General features: G+C 53.3%; 18 protein-coding genes and 1 pseudogene. 10 read left to right on the top strand and 9 right to left on the bottom strand.

Annotated elements, in window-relative coordinates; all coding sequences use genetic code 11:
* The first annotated feature begins 71 nt into the window (after positions 1-71).
* Entirely contained in the window at positions 72-1643 is a 1572-nt protein-coding gene (locus tag SC318_RS12650) for an aldehyde dehydrogenase (NADP(+)) (protein ID WP_320431072.1), read from the top strand.
* Between the two features lie 3 nt (positions 1644-1646).
* Positions 1647-2894 (top strand): NAD(P)/FAD-dependent oxidoreductase, encoded by a 1248-nt coding sequence (locus SC318_RS12645; RefSeq protein ID WP_320431071.1) that lies wholly within the window; start codon positions 1647-1649, stop codon positions 2892-2894.
* 24 nt (positions 2895-2918) lie between these two features.
* Here the strand turns inward: SC318_RS12645 and SC318_RS12640 are convergent, their stop codons facing one another.
* The 3 genes from SC318_RS12640 to SC318_RS12630 form a co-directional block, all read right to left on the bottom strand.
* The gene (locus tag SC318_RS12640) at positions 2919-3836 is read right to left on the bottom strand and encodes an ADP-ribosylglycohydrolase family protein (RefSeq protein WP_320431070.1); all 918 of its coding nucleotides are present in this window, start codon (positions 3834-3836) and stop codon (positions 2919-2921) included.
* A gap of 34 nt (positions 3837-3870) precedes the next feature.
* Positions 3871-4854, bottom strand: a complete 984-nt coding sequence (locus tag SC318_RS12635; RefSeq protein ID WP_320431228.1) for a transcriptional regulator SouR — start codon at positions 4852-4854, stop codon at positions 3871-3873.
* 363 nt (positions 4855-5217) lie between these two features.
* Positions 5218-5826, bottom strand: coding sequence for a LysE family translocator (locus SC318_RS12630; protein WP_320431069.1), 609 nt, complete (start codon positions 5824-5826; stop codon positions 5218-5220).
* A gap of 244 nt (positions 5827-6070) precedes the next feature.
* Here SC318_RS12630 and SC318_RS12625 point away from each other — a divergent pair, with 244 nt between their 5' ends.
* Positions 6071-6355, top strand: coding sequence for a hypothetical protein (locus SC318_RS12625; RefSeq protein ID WP_413817627.1), 285 nt, complete (start codon positions 6071-6073; stop codon positions 6353-6355).
* 456 nt (positions 6356-6811) lie between these two features.
* On the opposite strand, the gene SC318_RS12620 is transcribed toward SC318_RS12625, so the two are convergent.
* The 3 genes from SC318_RS12620 to SC318_RS12610 form a co-directional block, all read right to left on the bottom strand.
* Complete coding sequence (locus SC318_RS12620) at positions 6812-7012, bottom strand: hypothetical protein (protein ID WP_320431067.1); 201 nt, start codon at positions 7010-7012, stop codon at positions 6812-6814.
* A gap of 76 nt (positions 7013-7088) precedes the next feature.
* Positions 7089-7631: a G/U mismatch-specific DNA glycosylase gene (gene mug / locus SC318_RS12615; RefSeq protein ID WP_320431066.1), complete on the bottom strand. Its 543-nt coding sequence runs from the start codon at positions 7629-7631 to the stop codon at positions 7089-7091.
* A 219-nt stretch (positions 7632-7850) separates the two neighbouring features.
* Positions 7851-8747 carry an alpha/beta fold hydrolase gene (locus SC318_RS12610; protein ID WP_320431065.1) on the bottom strand — a complete coding sequence of 299 codons (897 nt, stop codon included), beginning with the start codon at positions 8745-8747 and terminating at the stop codon, positions 7851-7853.
* 696 nt (positions 8748-9443) lie between these two features.
* On the opposite strand from SC318_RS12610, the gene SC318_RS12605 reads away from it, so the two are divergent.
* Both SC318_RS12605 and SC318_RS12600 read left to right on the top strand, forming a co-directional pair.
* Positions 9444-10511: a hypothetical protein gene (locus SC318_RS12605; RefSeq protein WP_320431064.1), complete on the top strand. Its 1068-nt coding sequence runs from the start codon at positions 9444-9446 to the stop codon at positions 10509-10511.
* 223 nt (positions 10512-10734) lie between these two features.
* On the top strand, positions 10735-10950 hold the full coding sequence (locus SC318_RS12600) for a site-specific integrase (protein ID WP_320431063.1): 216 nt from the start codon (positions 10735-10737) through the stop codon (positions 10948-10950).
* A gap of 31 nt (positions 10951-10981) precedes the next feature.
* Here the strand turns inward: SC318_RS12600 and SC318_RS12595 are convergent, their stop codons facing one another.
* The gene (locus SC318_RS12595) at positions 10982-11590 is read right to left on the bottom strand and encodes a hypothetical protein (RefSeq protein WP_320431062.1); all 609 of its coding nucleotides are present in this window, start codon (positions 11588-11590) and stop codon (positions 10982-10984) included.
* Positions 11587-12261: a DUF6610 family protein gene (locus tag SC318_RS12590; RefSeq protein WP_320431061.1), complete on the bottom strand. Its 675-nt coding sequence runs from the start codon at positions 12259-12261 to the stop codon at positions 11587-11589. The genes SC318_RS12595 and SC318_RS12590 overlap by 4 nt, the downstream gene beginning before the upstream one ends.
* Positions 12262-12776: 515 nt before the next feature.
* Here SC318_RS12590 and SC318_RS27050 point away from each other — a divergent pair.
* Entirely contained in the window at positions 12777-13070 is a 294-nt protein-coding gene (locus SC318_RS27050) for a DUF3892 domain-containing protein (RefSeq protein WP_411565118.1), read from the top strand.
* Positions 13071-13493: 423 nt separating this feature from the next.
* Here SC318_RS27050 and SC318_RS12585 read toward each other — a convergent pair whose 3' ends face one another.
* Positions 13494-14186 (bottom strand): hypothetical protein, encoded by a 693-nt coding sequence (locus SC318_RS12585; protein ID WP_320431060.1) that lies wholly within the window; start codon positions 14184-14186, stop codon positions 13494-13496.
* 227 nt (positions 14187-14413) lie between these two features.
* Between SC318_RS12585 and SC318_RS12580 the strand changes: the two are divergent.
* The 4 genes and pseudogenes from SC318_RS12580 (at position 14414) to SC318_RS12565 (ending at position 18239) form a co-directional block, all read left to right on the top strand.
* Positions 14414-14625: pseudogene (locus SC318_RS12580) on the top strand (hypothetical protein).
* Between the two features lie 357 nt (positions 14626-14982).
* Positions 14983-15909, top strand: a complete 927-nt coding sequence (locus tag SC318_RS12575) for a Cthe_2314 family HEPN domain-containing protein (protein ID WP_320431059.1) — start codon at positions 14983-14985, stop codon at positions 15907-15909.
* A 22-nt stretch (positions 15910-15931) separates the two neighbouring features.
* Positions 15932-16837 carry a hypothetical protein gene (locus SC318_RS12570; RefSeq protein ID WP_320431058.1) on the top strand — a complete coding sequence of 302 codons (906 nt, stop codon included), beginning with the start codon at positions 15932-15934 and terminating at the stop codon, positions 16835-16837.
* Between the two features lie 286 nt (positions 16838-17123).
* Complete coding sequence (locus tag SC318_RS12565; protein ID WP_320431057.1) at positions 17124-18239, top strand: DUF4238 domain-containing protein; 1116 nt, start codon at positions 17124-17126, stop codon at positions 18237-18239.
* Positions 18240-18251 lie beyond the last annotated feature (12 nt).

The raw sequence follows: 18251 nt of genomic DNA, 5'->3' as shown, positions 1-18251 counted from the left end.
CACGCCCCGGCGCAAGCAAGCTTGCTCGCCACAAAAAGCTACTTACTCTTTGTGTTTTCCAGGATGACTCCATGACTCTGACGGGCAACATGCTGATCGGTCAGCACTCCCTTTGCGGCACTCGCGAGACGATCCGGGCCATCAACCCGGCCACCAACACGCCGCTGGAACCCGCCTATGCCGGCGGCGACCGCCAGCAGGTCGCGCAGGCCTGCGCACTGGCCTGGGCCGCGTTCGACACTTACCGCGAAACCTCCCTGGCCGCCCGCGCCACGTTTCTGGAGACCATCGCAGACAACATCGAAGCCCTCGGCGATGCGCTGATCGAACGCGCGGTCGCCGAAACCGGCCTGCCCAGTGCGCGTATCCAGGGCGAACGCGGCCGCACCTGCGGGCAGTTACGCAGCTTTGCACGCACCGTACGCCTGGGCGAATGGCTGGATGTACGGGTCGACACCGCCCAACCCCAGCGCCAGCCCCTGCCCCGTGCCGACCTGCGCCAACGCCATATTGCCCTGGGCCCGGTAGCAGTGTTTGGCGCCAGCAACTTTCCCCTGGCCTTCTCCGTGGCCGGCGGCGACACCGCCTCGGCACTCGCCGCCGGTTGCCCGGTGATCGTCAAGGCCCATCCGGCCCATCCCGGCACCAGTGAGCTGGTGGGCCGCGCCGTTGCCCAGGCGGTGCAACATTGTGGCTTGCCGGACGGTGTGTTCTCGCTGCTCTACGATGCTGGCCATGAAGTGGGTATCGCGCTGGTGACCGACCCACGTGTCAAAGCGGTGGGCTTTACCGGTTCGCGCCGTGGCGGTGTGGCGTTGACCCAGGCGGCCCAGGCGCGCCCCGAGCCGATTCCGGTGTACGCGGAAATGAGCTCGATCAATCCGGTCTATCTGTTCCCCAACGCGCTGCACGCACGCGGCGATGCATTGGCCGAAGGTTTTGTCGCCTCACTGACCCAGGGCGCCGGCCAGTTCTGCACCAACCCCGGCCTGGTGATCGCCGTGCAAGGCCCCGCCCTGGATCGTTTCATCAGCACCGCCAGCGCCGCGCTCCAGCGCTGCCCGGCCCAGACCATGCTCACTCCCGGTATCTTCAACGCCTACGAAAGCGGCGCACGTAGCCTGGCCAGCCATGCACGGGTCGCCGCAAAAGGCCTACCGGCGAGCGGCCCGAACCAGGGCCAGCCTCATCTGTTCGTGACCTCGGCCGAGACCTTCCTGAGTAATTCACAGGTGCAAGCCGAAGTCTTCGGCGCGGCCTCGCTGGTGGTGCAATGCAGCGATGCCGAACAACTGCGCCAGGTATCTGAACACCTGGAGGGCCAACTCACCGCCACCCTGCACCTGGATGAAGCTGACCTGCCGCAGGCGAAGGCGTTGTTGCCGGTGCTGGAACGCAAGGCCGGGCGCCTGCTGGTCAACGGCTGGCCAACCGGCGTGGAAGTGTGCGATGCCATGGTGCATGGCGGGCCGTTCCCGGCCACCTCGGACGCGCGCAGCACCTCGGTGGGGACGGCGGCGATCCTGCGCTTCCTGCGGCCGGTGTGCTACCAGGACTTCCCGGACGCATTGCTGCCCACCGCCGTGCAGCACGCCAACCCCTTGCGGTTGCGCCGCTTGCTCGACGGCAGCAGAGAGGCCTAGACGATGGCCAAGCCCCCTTCAGCGGATATCGTCGTGGTCGGCGCCGGCATCATCGGCGTTACTTGTGCGCTGCAACTGGCCCGACAAGGTCGGCAGGTGCGGGTGATCGACGCGCAGGCGCCCGGCATGGGCGCCTCCTATGGCAACGCCGGGCACCTGGCGACCGAGCAGGTGTTTCCCATCGTCGACCTGTCGATCCTCAAACGCCTGCCGGCCATGCTCCTGGACCCGATGGGCCCGCTGCGCCTGGACTGGGCCTACCTGCCCCGCGCCCTGCCCTGGTTCATGCGCCTGCTGCTGAACCTGCGGCCGGCGCGCTACCAGCGCACCGTCGCTGGCATCCGCGCCTTGAACGAAGCCAGCCTTGGCGCGTGGCAGCGGCTGTTGCAGTCCATCGGGCGACCCCAGCTGTTACGCGAGGACGGCTCGCTGCTGGTGTTCGAGCGCGCCGAATCCCGCGCCGCCCTGGACGCCTTGCAGCAACGCATGATGCAGCAAGGCGTGCCGGTGGCGTTCTGGTCGGCGCAAGCGGTGCACACCGCGGCGCCGCAATTGAGCGAGGCGATACAAGGCGGTTTGTTTTTTCCGGGTACCGGGCATTTTCTTGACCCCTACACCGTGGTGGGCGAGTTGGTTGAAGCCGCCAAGGCCCTGGGTGTGGAATTCCTGCAGCAGCGCGTCCTGAACGCACGGGTGGACGACAACGGTGTGGTATTGACGACGGATCAAGGCACCGCGAGCGCACGCCAGGTCCTGATCGCCTGCGGCGCCCACTCCGCGGCCCTGACCACCGCACTCACCGGCAAGCACGTGCCGCTGGACACCGAGCGCGGCTACCACCTGATGCTGCCCCACGAACACCAGCGCCTGCCCTTCGCGGTCACCTCGCTGGAGCGCAAATTCATCATGACCCCCATGAACGACGGCCTGCGCCTGGCCGGCACCGTCGAATTCGCCGGCCTGAAACGCCCGCCGAACATGCAGCGAGCGTGGCAGTTGCACCGGTTGAGCAGCGGACTGTTCCGCCAGCCGCTGAATGCCGACGACGCCACACCTTGGATGGGTTTCCGCCCGTCGCTGCCCGACTCGTTGCCGATCATTGATCGGGTGTGCGACGGCAAGGTGTTGCTCGCGTTTGGTCACCAGCATCTGGGACTGACCCAGGCGGCGGTGACGGCGGAAAAGGTCGCTCAGTTGGCCAGCGGTGAGGCGGTAGCTGGGTTGGAGGCGTATCGACTGGGGCGGTTCTGATAGAACCGCACCATTCCCACCGTCTTAAGATGATTGCTTCGAGGCGGCAGCAAATAACCCATCGGCGGTCTCTTCGATATCGTCGCGTAGGTATAGCGTGTCCAGCCAACCGATGGGGATAGCATGGACGCCGTAATACGCGCCGGCCAACTGCCCCACGATGGCGGCGGTTGTATCGGCATCATCTCCCAGGTTTGCCGCTGCGAGTACCGCCTCGGCAAAACTGGAAGTGGTGTCGAAGCACCAGAAAGCCGCTTCTAAAGAGGCAACCGCATAACCCGACCCCACGATGTCTGTCTTTGCCTTCTCGCGATAATTCCCCCGAGCAATCTCCCTGACTTTTGGTGCTGACAACCCAGCGTCTGCCAGGCGCAACACTTCATCTTTCGCCACACCGCGCAAGGCATTGCGAATGGCTTCGGCCAGCAACTGGCAGCACTCGATCGCTTCCTGGGCTGCGTGAGTGGTACGCGAACTGAGCGCACTGAACTGGCGGATCTTTTCCGCGTCTGGAAAGTAAAAAAGCACCACGGGCGCGAGTCGCATCATCGAACCATTACCAGCCGAATACGGGTCCGTAGACCCGGCGAAGGCGTCGCCATTGCTCTCAAATGACGCCAGCGCTTCCCGAACGGTCATGCCTATATCGAAACATTCACCGGTCGAGCTGAGGTAGCCCCACTTCCACCAGTTCAGATAACGCCCCATTTGATCGGCCGCATCGAAACCGCCCTTGCGCAGCAAACTTTCCGCCAGGCATAGCGCCATGGAGGTGTCGTCTGTCCATTGGCCGGGCCTGAGGCTGAACGGCCCGCCGCCCACCATATCGGTGACGGGCAAAAAGGTCCCGCGAGGCATGAACTCAACGGTGGTCCCTACAGCATCGCCACAGGCCAATCCAAGCAAACTGCCGCGATAACGATCCAAAAGCGTGATGTTCATGGCATTCCCTTAAAAAAACGTTGCAGCGCCCATGCTACTTGACCAACCGCTTCTCCCTGGAGGGGCGATATCCGAAATACGCGCTGTAACACTTGCTGAAATGACTCGGCGACACGAACCCGCACGCCACCAGCACGTCCACCTGGGACAGCTCGGTGTGCTGCAACAGGCGCCGCGCTTCAGTCACGCGCAACTCCATGTAATAGCGTTGCGGCGTGGTGCCCAGTTGTTCCTTGAACAAGCGCTCCAGCTGGCGGCGGGAACGGCCGGCGTAGACGGCGAGTTGGTCGAGCTCCAGGGGCTCTTCGAGGTTGGCGTCCATCAACTTGACCACTTCGCGCAGCGGCGCGCTGACGCAGACGTTTTCGGTCGGTTTGATACGCCGGTAGCGCGACTCTTCGAAGGCCAGGATGTCTTCGATGCCCTCAACCAATGCCTTGCCGTGCAGGCTCTTGATCCAGTCCAGGGCCATATGGAAGGCGCCCGAGGGGCTGGAAGCGGTCAGGCGGTCGCGGTCGATTACGAAGGGCTCGCTGGTCACTTCGGCGGCCTTGGACACTTCCGCCAGCGCCGGGCGATGTTCCGGGTGGATGGCGCAGCGATAACCTTGCAGCAACCCGGCACGGCCAAGAAACCACGAGCCGTTCCACAGGCCGGCAAGCCCGATGCCCTGTTCGGCAGCAGCGCGCAAGATGTGGATGAAGTCTTCACTGGCCTTGAGCTCGGTGCGGAATCCGCCGCAGATCACCAGCAAGTCCAACGTCGGCAACGCTGCCAGTTCAAGGCTGGCATCGGGGCGGATGACCAGACCCAGATCGCTGATCACCTCACCCTCGTCCCAACCGAACGTGCGTGACGCGAACAGCTCGGGACGCAGAAGATTGGCGGTGACCAGGGTGTCGAGGGTCTGGGTGAAGGCAGGCAGCGAAAAGTGTTCGAGCAGCAGGAAGCCGATGCGGGTGGCCGCGGCCGGCTGCGGGAGATCGTCATTGAGGTAGCGCAGGTTCTTGCCCTTCATGCCACCGCTGAACTGGCGTCTTTCCATCGAGGGTTGGCCCACTTTTATTGTTAATGCGAGGGGCACTATCTTAGGGGCAAACGCGGTCACTGTCGCAACCCATGCGGCTGATCTTTAAAAGCCGGCGGGGCCTGAAAACCCGTGGTTTAGCCGCCGCCGCGCAATCTGATACGGTTTTTTACGCATCATCTGCGTCTGTACCGAAAACCGCCCAAAGCGGACAATGGCGCCATCCCGACACTCCTGTCGTCCCCTTCCCTTCGGAGGCCTTATGACCAAGATGGCTATTTTCCTGTTCGGTTTTCTGGTGTTGACCATCGGCATCGGCTTGCTCGCAACCATCTCGCCGGTCTGATGGGGCGGTTATCCCACAACGAGCATCGGATACAACGACAGCACCAGTAAGCCCGCCATGGTCCAATTGAACGCCCGCAACCAGCGCGGCTCGCGCAATACGCTGCGCAAACCGCTGCCGCAGCCGACCCACACGCATACACTCGGCAAGTTGACCACGGCAAACAGCAACGCAATCACCAGCACATTGGTCACGTAACCCTCGGCCGGCGTGTAGGTGGTGATCGCGCCCAGCGCCATGATCCACGCCTTGGGATTGACCCACTGGAAGGCCGCCGCGGCAAGAAAGGTCATTGGCTTGCCCTGCTCGTCATCGCTGTCGGCCATGCCGCCGGCGTTGGCAATCTTCCACGCCAGGTACAGCAGGTACGCAGCGCCGACGTAGCGCAACAGCGTGTAGGCCCATGGAAACAGCTTGAACACCTCACCCAAGCCCAACCCCACACAAATCACCAGCAGCATGAAACCGATGCTGACCCCCAACGCATGGGGAATGGAACGACGAAAGCCGAAGTTCACCCCGGAGGCCAGCAACATGGTGTTGTTGGGCCCAGGCGTGATCGAAGACACGAAGGCGAACAAAGCAAAGGCAGACAAGAGACTGGCGGACATGAACATGACGCGGCATCCAGGCGGAGTTGATGTGCCTGTGACAGTAGAGGCTTGCACGGCTAATCGCCCCGTACAGCTGGCGGTGGATCGGGGAATACACTTTTATTTCTCCGCCATTTGCATTTCACAAAGCTTTCACAGACAGGCCTCTATGGTTATCCCAGCTCCTACATGAACACCCCTTTAGCCCGCTCCCCCATCGCGGGCTTTTCTTTGCCCATGCATTACTCAAATCAAGAGGGTGGACACGTTGATCGACAATCTGGACGGCCCCAGGACCGCGCAACAGGAACTGTTCTACGACCTTGAAGATGCCGGCGCTGTCATCGGCTGGTCGGTGGTCGAACTGACGGCCATGGCCGCAGGCTTGAACGCGCATGATCAGGCAGCGCAGCTGCTGAAGGTCTGCGCATTATTAGGCGTCCAGCAGAAACACGCGAAGTCAAGGAACAGCGAATCAGCCGGGCCGAACCGGCGGGCTGAGGCCAGCCGCAAGGCTGGCGCAGGTGATGGGCAGTCAGTGGCTTTGCGCTGAGTGCTGCTTATCAAGAGCATGTTGTTTTTTTACACGCTTTCGCGCTCTAAGTTCGTATTGGTGATGAAAAAACCAGGCTACCAAGAGTAGGCCTGTCACAGCGAAAACCAGGGTTAACAGCTCTAGTGCAGTGCTTTCGTGCGAAAACATTTTTCGTTCCTCATCCTGAAGTCGTGTGACTGGAAAACAGTCTCACCGAAATTGTCTGTAACAATTCATACATTTTCAGGGTAGACCGCTAAAACCCCGATGACAACCCTGACCGCCCTGAAACCCTTGATCTAGACACGTCATTCGTCGAAAAACCCCTCATCCCCTGTGGCGAGGGAGCTTGCTCCCGCTGGACTGCGCAGCAGTCCCCTCTTCAGTTCTGCCCGATCACGCCCAGCACCCACCGTGAATCCTGAATCCAAAAAAAACCCGGCATCAGCCGGGTTCGCAAGCTTGAATCAATCACTAGTTATCCGGATGCTCACTCGCCACCGAATCGGCCGCATCCACGTCCGACATATCCTCCTCCAGAGGCGCCTCGTCGTCCGGCGGCAGCGGTACTGCATCCTCATCATGCTTCGGATCGTGCCCTGTTTCGCTGCCTGCGATGCGGGCGGATTGCTGCTGCTGGGAAATGTTGCCTGGTGCATCTTCGTTGATGTGCATGCTGGCTCTCCGTTCTAACGCCCGGGATATCCGCGCTTGATATTCAGAGGCAGCGCGGCGGGCAGAGTGCCGGGGGCTAGACGAATGGTGGTGGGTTCAAGGCTGGGGCAGGACCGATCGCGACCTGTTTGAGCTGTTGGTAGGCAACCACCAATTGTTCCAGGCTGAACGCCAGGTTTCGCCCACTGGGATTGGGCAAGATCCACACCGCGGCATTGCCGAACGTTCTGGCCTGAGGCCCCCACTCCACGTTGCGCTGCCCGGATAACGCCGAGTAAGCCGCCTTGCCGAGGAACGCTACATAACGCGGTGCATAACGAGCGATCTTCTGTTCGAAAGCCGCTGCCGCTGCGCTGAACTCCTGCCTGGACAACTGATCGGCGCGGGCCGTCGGCCGCTCGACCACGGCGGTCAACCCGCACCGGTATTCAAGAATCGTCCGATCACATTGCGCAGGCACCTGCCCGGGCGTGAACCCGGCCAGATGCAGCGTGCGCCAGAAGCGATTGCCTCGGCCCGCAAAGTGATGCCCTTGGGCGGCAGCGGTCATGCCGGGGTTGATTCCGCAAAAAACCACCGCCAACTGTTCGGCCAATATGTCTTCAAGCCCCTCACTCACAGCAGATCACCCTATTAAGGAACCATCGGCAGAAGACTGTCGTATTTACAACCTAAACGTAGCCCCACGTGTTCGCATACAGCGAGTAGATCGAATGACTACTGGCCATGAACAGCCGATTCCCTTCGCGCCCCCCCAAAGCAAGCAGTTACTGGAGTGCGACAGCCAGTGACCTGCATGCACGGCAACAAATCATCAGCCTGGCAAGCCTGCCGCCCTTCAGTGGTTGATGAACGTGATGACGGCATCAGCGAACAGTTCCGGCTGATCCAGCATGATGAAGTGAAAACTATCGTCAATTCGCCTGAAGCTGACGTCCGGTGTCGAGGCATAGGCATCACGGAACATTGCATCTATGTGGGACGCCTCTACGCCATAAAGCGGGTCGTAGGCGTAGACGACCTGCACAGGCACCTTTATGCGCCCAAGCTCAGGCCGCAGGTCCGTGACCATCAGCTCGTACATGGCATCGGCCATCGTCTTTCGGTCAGAGTTCATCCCCGCAGCAACCAAACCTGGCCTTACCGCTTCAGTTTTGGCGAGACGGGCGATAGAGGCCTGTTGCATGGCTTCTGCCTGCTCAGGCGTTGCCGCCAACATCGCATCATGCATCGCAGAAGCATGCGGCGTCGCCGTTTCACTGGTCGCTGAAGAGTCAAACAGCAAGGTATAAAAGGGCATCGCATCGACAATCATCAGGCGCCCTACTTGATCAGGATGACGAGCACCCAGCATCAGTGCCACTTCACCCCCCAACGAATGACCGATGATCACCGGGGCCTCGATGCGCTGGCTGCGGATGTATTCGGCGATGGCCTCGACCGTCGGTGCGACTACTTGACCGCCTGGATTGCTTACAGCAGGCGATCCGGCAAAACCCGCGACCTGTACAAGATGCAGACGGTGGTTCTGCCGTAATCTGGAGGCCAAATCGGCCCAGACTTCGTAGGACGAGGCAAATCCTGGGATCAGGATAATATCTGTGCCCGTGCCTTGTACCAGCACCGAGATACCATTCTGACCGGCACTGACTGGCAGAGGCGCAGACTGGGCTGGTGATGCAGACAACAGCGCCAGGGTGGCGCCAATCCCGGCAAGCATCATTCCTGTGCGCATGGCGCTACCCTTTTGGTGCAATGCGAAGTGGCATTGACGATATAGAGAACGCCAATTGCAGCGATGGGTAGGCAGTTTAAAGGGGTCATAGCCATTCCTTTTTGACCGGAAAATAATTGCCGCTATACGGCGGCAAACGCGTCAGGAACTACCCCACCTTCAACCCTTGGTGTTAATTTTGGATCGATTGCACACGTCTGATCGGCGGGCTCTCGGCCATTAGGGACGTTTGTGAAGGGTGGTTTTCGATCTAGACTGTAAAAGCACTTTGCCAGAATCAAGGCATGCGTATCTACGTTAAACCGAGAATTATCGGCACGCCAGCAGATGTAAACTTCACGTGGAAGCGAGATTTTCAGTCCGGTTTTTAGTATCAGATACGCTCAAAAGCGGCTTGCAGAGTTTTGACCAAAAGCGATCACTCTAAAGCCCAATAAAAACAGAGATTTATCGACCTCTGCATTTCTAAGTTTCACGTATAGGCCTGAGAAGCGAATGTTTTGATTCGACAGTGGGGCTATCGTGGCACTCCGGATACTGAGTACAAGCTATCCCGGTCAAAAAGCTGGCAGGCAATTTACCATCAATGTAGGATTAACGATTAACGTCCATACCGATTGTGTGTACAGACATTAAAAGATTAAAGAGAAAGAAGTGATTTTTTCTATCTATAAATTACGACGGAGCGACTAAATAATGGAAAACGATACAAAACTAGGGAAAAGCAAACTCTCCTTAAAGCAGGGCGACATATGGTTCGGAAAAGAAGTAGAGTCCGTACATGTGCGCGGATCGGATTATATTATTTACACCATGGTCGGCGACGATCACTGCTCTTGGTATTATGAGTTAAAAGACGAAAGGATAGATGAGGCATTAAGAGTCTTAAATGAGAGCCAAGTTAAAATAAGCTATAAATTTCGCGGGGTTGTGTCCGGCGTAATTAGCAGACTAATACTTAACGCCGTTAGAACTATATTCGGAGAGCGTGAAAACAAAGATGCAATTGCCAGCGCCATTATCGCTTTGGAACAAAAAATAGATTTGCTAGTGGGTGTCAAGGTAGTCATAGCCCAGAACGAAAAATTCAAAGTTTGGATGACCGAAGACAATCGGATAGTCCATCACGTGAAAAAGGCATTCATGACACCTGAAGTAGGAGAGGCTGTTAAAGAGTTTAAGATTTTGGAGTCGTTCGCTATCGCGATGCTCCCCTTGAAAAACCATTCGTTATTCTTTAGACGTCTTGCTGCAGCTTTTGCGGGAAGACTGGAGAGTGCTAACGATCCGTTGATTTCAGGGGTATTTGAAGAGCTAAGGCTCTACGTGAATAAGACAGTTGAGAACGGTTTAAAAGTAAGATATTTATCGATAGCTTTTTTGATAACTTTTATAATTGTTGGGTTGACTTTCTTAATACATCGTTCTCACTTCTTTTCTGGGTTTCTTCAACAGGCAATTGTCGCGGTTTCGGGCGGCGTTCTTGGCGCATTTATTTCGGTATTGGAACGATCAAAAAATATTATTATCAGTGAGCACGAGACTGATGCGCTAATTTTTATGCAATGTGTTGTTAGGGTTTTTTTGGGGGGCGTATTTGGATTGATTCTTGTCAGTGCGGTGGTTTCTGGAGTTGCCTTTACACTTTTTAGCCATTCGTCAGCGGCGATGTTATTACTGGGTGTGGTTTCAGGATTCAGTGAGCGATTAATTCCAGAGTTGATTCAGGGCATAAGCATGCATGGGGATAAGCAAGAGCCGTGAATATAAGAAACGATCAATGGGGCTCTATCTGGCAGTCAGCTTCTGACCCTAACTTTTTTCATTACGGGTTCCGAAGTCATTACTATTAGTGCGATCCAGCGATGGCTTGTGGCTATCATCCGACATTTGAAGGTCGGACTAATCCGTAAAAGGGAGCGCCTACTAATGTTGCCTTGCAGGCTAAGGCAGCTACAACACATCCGGCCGTCGAATGAGTCAGCACATGCTTCGCAATAGGTGGGACGAAGCCCGCGAGAAGGCCGCGATCAAAGCCAGCGCCGACGGTGACTCTGCCCTGGCAGTGCTGATCCGTCAATTCCAGTTCAAGGACATACGCCCCAAAGCGGCCAGTGAGATCGAATTGACTCACGCCAGCCGCCTGCTTGGTCACTCCGCGGAAGATATTACTAAAAAGTTTATCGGCGAGTTGGGGAAATAGTAAACCCAACAAAATAACCAACCAAACTAGATTAGTGGCCGTGCCCAACCCCATAGTTTGTTCCAGCACTATTGATAGGCTTCGCAGGTGACTCCCTTAAAAACTCCTTATACTTTTTAACATTCAACCACTTCAACCAAATCAAATAACCCGACGAGACTACAGCCAAAATATATGGAAGACTTCTAGCAACTGAGAAATTACATAAGGGAAGAGAGAATCCAGGTACCACACGATCAAAAAAATGGTACCCAAGTACCAACAAAGCTAAAACGAGCCCCAACATCATCTGAATTCTAAGGTGGTATATCATTTTATTAGTAGGTCGATGCGACCCAAAATAATAATGAATTTCCTTCGGATCTTTCTCCACTAGAAACTGCCGCTCTATATTAGCTATAATCACTAAATTGCGATTATACCAATAAGCGGCATCAAACAAATGAGCCATTAACCAAAGCGCTAACAACAAGACAATACAAACTGCAAAATCTATTGATACAACATTTTTTTCGACCAAAGCAAATACTGCGAATGCTCCGATCAATACACCAACACTTTGCCAAACAACTAAAATATGGCGATTAATATCATTAAACATTTGATCATACATCTTCAAAAGCAAGTCTTCTCTGCTCATACTGGCTCTCCAATCAGCGCCGTTACGTCTGGGTGTACAGAGTAATTCATCCACAATTGGTTAATGTTTTCAATAGAGGCCGTCAGACATTGCTCGTACCCTCCTATCGGATGCGGTATGAAACGCCTACCGTCAAAATAATCACCATATCTTGCATCAAGAGTAAACCTATTACAGTCAATCGAAAACACCTTCATAACATCCCCTAAAGAACGTTGTACATCTGGACGCACTCCTAGAAGATGCACAGGTCTATCAAAGCTTTCGATTGAGACCTTAGTCCCCCCATATCTAGTCGGAACACTGTATGCCAGCATGAACTCTTTCGGTATCAGCTCCTGCAACCGACCGTTAAGACGTACGTCTTTCGGCACAATGGCCACGTGAGTACTATGTCGATGCAGCTCCTCCGCCTCCCTAATTATTTCATCTAAAGTATAAATACACTCTATATCTCGAGCTATAGTGATTCTTGGTGTCACTTTAGCGGCTGCGGCCAGATGCATTTCAAAATCGTAGCTTTTCCAGTTGATATCTAAAAACCCTTCACATCCGAACTTAAAGGTTTTGACATCCCTCAAATTCGTATACCTTGCGCCTGGATACCAGCCGTACTTCTGCGCAATTGATATGACCTTTTTACTATGCGCAACAAATTTCACAATTTCCATATAAGGTAATCCATCTAGGTTTTATCTAACCCCCAACGAAGGGAGCATCATACCCACCCGTTTCTACCTGCGTAACCCAACGAGGAACCTAAAATAAATGCTATACGATTTCAACGAACTGCCGAGGGTTGCGGAACACATCCACAAAGTTGCAGAACGATTCCCAAATCGCAGGCATTAAAAAACCCCGTAGACCATTGATCTACGGGGCTTTAAGAGTGGAGGCCGAGGTCGGAATCGAACCGGCGTAGGCGGATTTGCAATCCGCTAATTTCCTCATACCAATCATGTAGTTAGATAACAACCTATTCCGCACCTGCTGAATTTTCAGTGGTGGGGAGCCCGCTAAAACTGGGCACGCAGCGCAAGGATGCGGAATTGATTTCGGCCCTATTCATCCCGCAGAAATCACGTGCTCTGTATCCTTAGCAGGTGCCTATTGAAGAAAGTCGCGCTGGGCACTATTTTGGCTGCACCTCAGCGTCGAGGTGCCAACATGTAGACAAGGATTGAACATGGCCGACTTTTGCATCACCGCGGTTAGATACGACACCGAACGTAAACACATAAACTATGTTGAGGTCAGGGAAGACGTTCCGGAAGGATTCGGGCCCAAACGCACAGTTCCCAGAGCTTTCGTGGCCGACTTAATTCGAAAAAATAAGGCTACCTTTGCTACGTGGATCCTCATTAAAGAAACTGGAAAGTTCAAAATGGGAGCTGACGTGCATGTAGTAGAAAGTGTTTATCTATCCACCGACAGTAACAGTACCAAACGGGATAACCTCGCGAACCTGCCTGAATTCTGATTGTTACTTTTAGTTTGCTTCATGACCTAAGAGCCTTGGCGTATGCTTGACATGCCCGCAGCACAATTATTCAGTAACCCCTTCGCAGGTGACGGCGATAATTCGTTGAGCATGCTCCCGATTAAGTTGGCTCGACGCACTGTGTGAGCCACGCTGGTGGCGCCGGCGGAGGAACGAACGTGCGCCCATTGGCTGGATCTTCTGCAAGCAATACTGATAGCCGGGCATCAAGATCCGCTCGGCTACCAGGCGCTTGTTTTGCTAGATACGCGAAGAAGATCATCCCCACCCAGAGGCTGCGCATCCAGTCCAACAATATGAAGGAACTTAAACGACTCGGGAAAGCGGTTTGAAAAAGTGCAGAATACTCCTACTCCCTATTTCCCTACTCGAGCCAGATGTTTCGTGCTGCCTTGTGGGCAGCTACACTGGTTTTTCGAGTTCATTAGGAACGTTTTTTGGGAGCTGAGTATCGTTACTCTGCTGTACTGCAAAAAATGTCTCTTGATGAGCGACGAGGTATTTTTGGATGCTAAGAGCTGTCCGGTAAGTACCATAATCGGCTGCGAAGTAGGCGCCTGCCCATATCATGACTGTCAGCGGAATCAATCCTATGAAGAATCCATATGGAGGAATCTTTATAGTCAGAACGATTGAGATCGCGCCTCCTAACAAGAGAAGAAGGATGGCCATAATCAAGCTAAGCCTCGCGGAAAGCTTGTCGACCGTTGTGATATTGACTGAAGGTAATGAGTCTTCGGGGTTCACCACTAGGAATTTAGAAACTCTTCGAATTTCCTCACTATTCCAATATCCTAAGCGGTCCAGTTTCACAAGAGCCGCGATTTGTTTGGAGCTTCCTCTGACGCCTGAGACGATGCGAAACACCTCAAGCTCCAAGGAATCTTCCAAGTAGCCCTTAAGTTTGCTTTCTACAGGGATCCCAGAGGATAACTCCTTTAAAATCTTATATCGCTTATCTATGAAATGTTTATCATGAAACTCCATGATCTGGTTCAGTATAGATATGGATTTTAGTGTGATTCCTACTAACACACTGATGGCAGCCACCATCGCACCTTTACTGCTGAATAGATCCAAAACCTCCTGATACATTGCCCTTACTCCTTGAATTCCAAGACGGCACTCTGCCACTATCCAGGGTGATTTTCTAGCTTCGAAAAGATTTATCTGGTCGATGATGGATTGGACCTAGCCCTCCCCAGAGCCGCCGCCAGCCATGCGTTCGAGGCATTGAGCGGCCGCTTTCGTAGCAATTTCTAAGCAAGCACCAATTTACTAGGCCACTGCTATGCTTAGCCCTTTTAGGGGGAGTGACACACATGGCAGGGGAATCTTCACTTCAAGATTTGCTTGAACGAATGTACGAGAATCAGCTCGCGTTGGAAGCAGCTCTGATGGAGCTGGCTCTCCAAAGCGAAAAGCAAGGCATGGATGAGGTGGTAACAACGTACGCGGTGCTCTACTCGTGATCGGCGAAAACGCTGGGCACATCAAGCAGGGCTTGGCCAAGCTACGAACCAATCGCCTCTGACAAAGCACACGCCAATTGTGTAGGAGTATGTGGGGAATTTAGAGGGATAGGCCCGTAGTTACGGGCTGTGACGCTCGTTCAAGGCAGGTTGCATAAATGCATAATGGGCATTGGATGGCATAGATTGACGTACGGATTGCCCCATTTTTGCCCCACGCCTGAGACCCCGAACCTGCTTCATTTCCTCTGGGGCCCCAACGATAGCGAAAGTAGACTACTTTGATGTTTTAATCCAAGAGGTTCCAAAGCCCTCTAATGTTCGGACGTTTTGGTAACGCTTCACCGTTTTCGAATGGTTCGCTCCAGAGCTGAAAATATTGGGACAGGCGCAACCTAAACATATATGAGGAATGTCTAGTGGCCAAGGAAGACGGTGTGTCGTTCTCCGAGGAAGACCTAGCTGCTGTACTCGGCAATGCTGTCTCACACGTCGCAAACGAGATGCTCGTTCTCGCGCAGTACGAGAGATTGCAAGAGGGTCTATTCCCCTATCTATGGCCGGCCATTGACAACGGCGAGTTCGATCTACGCATGAATCGTGTGGTGCGACACATGGGTGGACCTCCAGAAGCTCACCTAGTACGCAAAGACGAAATAGCACCGCTTGCTGACAAATATCCAGAATCATCAATGGCCGAAGTATTCGATGTGTTCAAGCGAGCCCGTAAATCTGTAATACGTGCTCATATGTTCATGACTGGCTCAAGGCTCCTAACCGAGCAACCCGAGCTATTGGAATGGCCTCCGCACCCAAAGGCTACTGTGTTGCTCACCAAAGATGCACAATTGGCTTTCTGGGAGCACGCAGAAGCAGCGTACATAAGGCTGTTTTCATTCTGGGATCGAATCGGCCAGGTTTTAGACTTCACATTTTTCAATATCCGTAAATTCGACCAAAACGGCTTCAACGCTGTGATGACTCGCATCCATACAAATGTAGTCAAAATGAACAAGCAGCTTGAGGAGAGTGATAGCTGGCGGCGCCTGCGTACTTTTCAAACCTCGGAAAAGGATGATGGACTGCAATTTCTTCTACAACGTCGCAACCTGCTGGTTCATAGCCTTCACTTGCATCCGCTCAAAATTGACGAAGAAGATGTATTCAAATCGCAGTTCAATCACCTTCACGCAGCACACCGCGAACGACTGCGCCCGCGTAGTCCGGAGGGTGAAGTAGAAATTCTCACAGCTCAGCTCAACAGGACTACAAACCTATTCAGTGACTTTCTCAACTTAGTGCAGCTTTCGCCTTCACGTACCCCATCACTACCCTCAAAAAAGTGAAGCCCCCATCTAGGACTTGACAATGCAGCCTCATCCTTTACGCGAAAAAGTTATCAATAGCTTTATTAACAGCTGGACCAACGCTCGCTCGGAATACTCCGTCATTGCGGTGGAGTTTTTGACATCCCTATATGATCGGTTTCGATCAGAAGGCCTGGCCGACCCCATCTTTGAGACTCAACTAACAAGCGGGTTACCCGAAAAATACTGCCAAAGAGTTGCCGAGCTTCTACTCGCTGAGATGTTGTGGAAGGACGGTTTTGAGCTTAAGAGTTCTAGTGCTGGTCCGGACTTTCACATTACCAAGGACGGCAAGAGCGCTTGGGTGGAACTCCAGACCCCCCAAGCCATGGGTATCCCATCCGTGTATTTTGAGTGTCCGGGGACAAAACCAGTTGTCCGAAGCGTGCCATACAACGCTATAAATTTGCGGTGGACTAGCGCTATTTCCGAGAAAACTAGGCAATTGCGAAAGTATTTAGAACGTGGAATTGTGACAGAGGATGAGCCCTACATTATTGCCGTCAATGCTCACCTTTTGAGTCCCATGGCTATGACAGGCTTGTACGGAGTAAGTCAAAAGCCAGCTCCAGTAGAGGTTCTATTCAGTCTCGGCCCGATCCAGATGGAAATAGATCGAAATACCGGCGACATTGTTGATCAATCCCATCAGCACAGACCGCGAATCGACAAGCCCGGCAGTGAACATGGCGTAGAAGCCGACACTTTTATCGATGAGCGCAACGCATGCGTCAGCGCAGTTCTCGGTCTCGATCTATTGGAACAGATAGCTCTAAACACAGAGCATCATTCCGCACTGGTCTATAATCCGCTGGCAACCAATCCGATCGTCCCTCGGTGGATTACAGCTCAAGAACACTGGAGCTGTAAAATAGACCCCGACTCATTCACCGTCATGAGGATTTAGAGTCGACATTCTAACTATCTGAGCACTGTGGCGTTGCGAAGCAAATTGCAATCCTAGCCAGCCCTTCGTCGGATCCACAACCCGCCAGCGCACAACACGTGACACTGGCTACATATACAGCACATCTTCAGGTGGAAGTTATGAGCGCAGGCAACCTTGCCCACGCGTGCCCGAAAGAATCTCAATGTATACCTTTACAAAATCTCCCCGGCAAACCCTTTTACCTCTCTTGATTTGGTACGCTAGCACCTCATACGTGCTAAAGACCAAGGAGCGGTACAGATCAATGGCTGCCAATAAAAAACATCATTTTGTTCCGAGGTTATACCTTAAAAACTTTTCTTCTAATGATAAGACAATAAATCTGTTTAATTTGAGCAGAGATATTGTTATTCGTGAGGGAAAGCTGAAGTCACAATGCTATCGCGATTATCTTTATGGTGTAGATGACGGATTGGAAAAAGCCCTTGGAATAATTGAAGGTGAAGCAGCTAAATTATTCCGTAGAATTCGGAGAGAGCTTAAACCACCTCGATTTGAAAGCGCTGATTACGCGAACTTTTTAACGTTCGTGATCTATCAGCGCAATCGAACTCTCTATGCTGCTCGCTCTATCAATGAGATGCTCGTAGCGATGGCGCAAAAATATGTTTCATATCGACCTGATGTTCCAGAAGATATTTTTGACAAGGTTTCGATCACAGTAAATGACCCTGTAATTCATGCATTGAACGCAGCAAACCATTCTCTACATTTTGCTATGGACTTATCATGTAAATTGCTTCTCGCGAAAAAAGGTGCAGAATTTATAACATCTGATAATCCAGTTGTATTCTACAATCAAGCTCTAGAAGCATGCCACACGCACAATGGAATAGGCACAGCAGCTAAAGGATTACAAATTTTTTTCCCGATTTGTCCAGGAATTACGATTCTATTCTATGATGCAAGCGTCTATAAAGTTGGGGCACGACGAGAACTGTCGGTCCAAGTTACAGAGCAGAGTGACATGGATCAGATCAATACTCTGACGCTAGCAAATGCCGAAGAAAATATTTATTTTCTCACATGTGACCGGATTAATTTAAGAGAAATAAAGAAAGGAAAAAGATTTCGCGTTAAAAACACTGGCAAGCTTCATACTTTACCCGGAAAAAGAACCGAGAATGAAAACTCCGATATACTCATACATCAAGGAATACGACCAAAAACCGGGCTTCGGCTTTCTTTCTTGAAAGAACTTACAACCGCCATTGAATTAAGGAATTTAGTTAATACTGGTTACCTTCGCCACCCTGGCTTGCTCCGCGACCCAGTATTGGTCGAGTGGGATGAGCGATGGCAGGAGAGCGTTGAAGCCGGTAACAAACAAAACTTTTTTGAATATATGGCTTCTCAGTGACAATTGATCTTT

Origin of the sequence: Pseudomonas sp. MUP55 (assembly GCF_034043515.1) — a bacterium.
Classification (GTDB): domain Bacteria; phylum Pseudomonadota; class Gammaproteobacteria; order Pseudomonadales; family Pseudomonadaceae; genus Aquipseudomonas.
The sequence above is the reverse complement of the archived record's forward strand: the minus strand, read 5'-3'. Positions and strand labels throughout refer to the sequence as shown.

What these genes read in the sequence shown, in the direction of transcription:
- SC318_RS12600 (WP_320431063.1), top strand. Translation starts at nt 10,735, where the DNA reads ATGCTTCGCAATAGGTGGGACGAAGCCCGCGAGAAGGCCGCGATCAAA.
- SC318_RS12640 (WP_320431070.1), bottom strand. Translation starts at nt 3,836, where the DNA reads ATGAACATCACGCTTTTGGATCGTTATCGCGGCAGTTTGCTTGGATTG.
- SC318_RS12650 (WP_320431072.1), top strand. Translation starts at nt 72, where the DNA reads ATGACTCTGACGGGCAACATGCTGATCGGTCAGCACTCCCTTTGCGGC.
- SC318_RS12645 (WP_320431071.1), top strand. Translation starts at nt 1,647, where the DNA reads ATGGCCAAGCCCCCTTCAGCGGATATCGTCGTGGTCGGCGCCGGCATC.
- SC318_RS12590 (WP_320431061.1), bottom strand. Translation starts at nt 12,261, where the DNA reads ATGGAAATTGTGAAATTTGTTGCGCATAGTAAAAAGGTCATATCAATT.
- SC318_RS12585 (WP_320431060.1), bottom strand. Translation starts at nt 14,186, where the DNA reads ATGTATCAGGAGGTTTTGGATCTATTCAGCAGTAAAGGTGCGATGGTG.
- SC318_RS12610 (WP_320431065.1), bottom strand. Translation starts at nt 8,747, where the DNA reads ATGCGCACAGGAATGATGCTTGCCGGGATTGGCGCCACCCTGGCGCTG.
- SC318_RS12570 (WP_320431058.1), top strand. Translation starts at nt 15,932, where the DNA reads ATGCAGCCTCATCCTTTACGCGAAAAAGTTATCAATAGCTTTATTAAC.
- SC318_RS12595 (WP_320431062.1), bottom strand. Translation starts at nt 11,590, where the DNA reads ATGAGCAGAGAAGACTTGCTTTTGAAGATGTATGATCAAATGTTTAAT.
- SC318_RS12635 (WP_320431228.1), bottom strand. Translation starts at nt 4,854, where the DNA reads ATGAAGGGCAAGAACCTGCGCTACCTCAATGACGATCTCCCGCAGCCG.
- SC318_RS27050 (WP_411565118.1), top strand. Translation starts at nt 12,777, where the DNA reads ATGGCCGACTTTTGCATCACCGCGGTTAGATACGACACCGAACGTAAA.
- SC318_RS12620 (WP_320431067.1), bottom strand. Translation starts at nt 7,012, where the DNA reads ATGCACATCAACGAAGATGCACCAGGCAACATTTCCCAGCAGCAGCAA.
- SC318_RS12605 (WP_320431064.1), top strand. Translation starts at nt 9,444, where the DNA reads ATGGAAAACGATACAAAACTAGGGAAAAGCAAACTCTCCTTAAAGCAG.
- SC318_RS12630 (WP_320431069.1), bottom strand. Translation starts at nt 5,826, where the DNA reads ATGTTCATGTCCGCCAGTCTCTTGTCTGCCTTTGCTTTGTTCGCCTTC.
- SC318_RS12565 (WP_320431057.1), top strand. Translation starts at nt 17,124, where the DNA reads ATGGCTGCCAATAAAAAACATCATTTTGTTCCGAGGTTATACCTTAAA.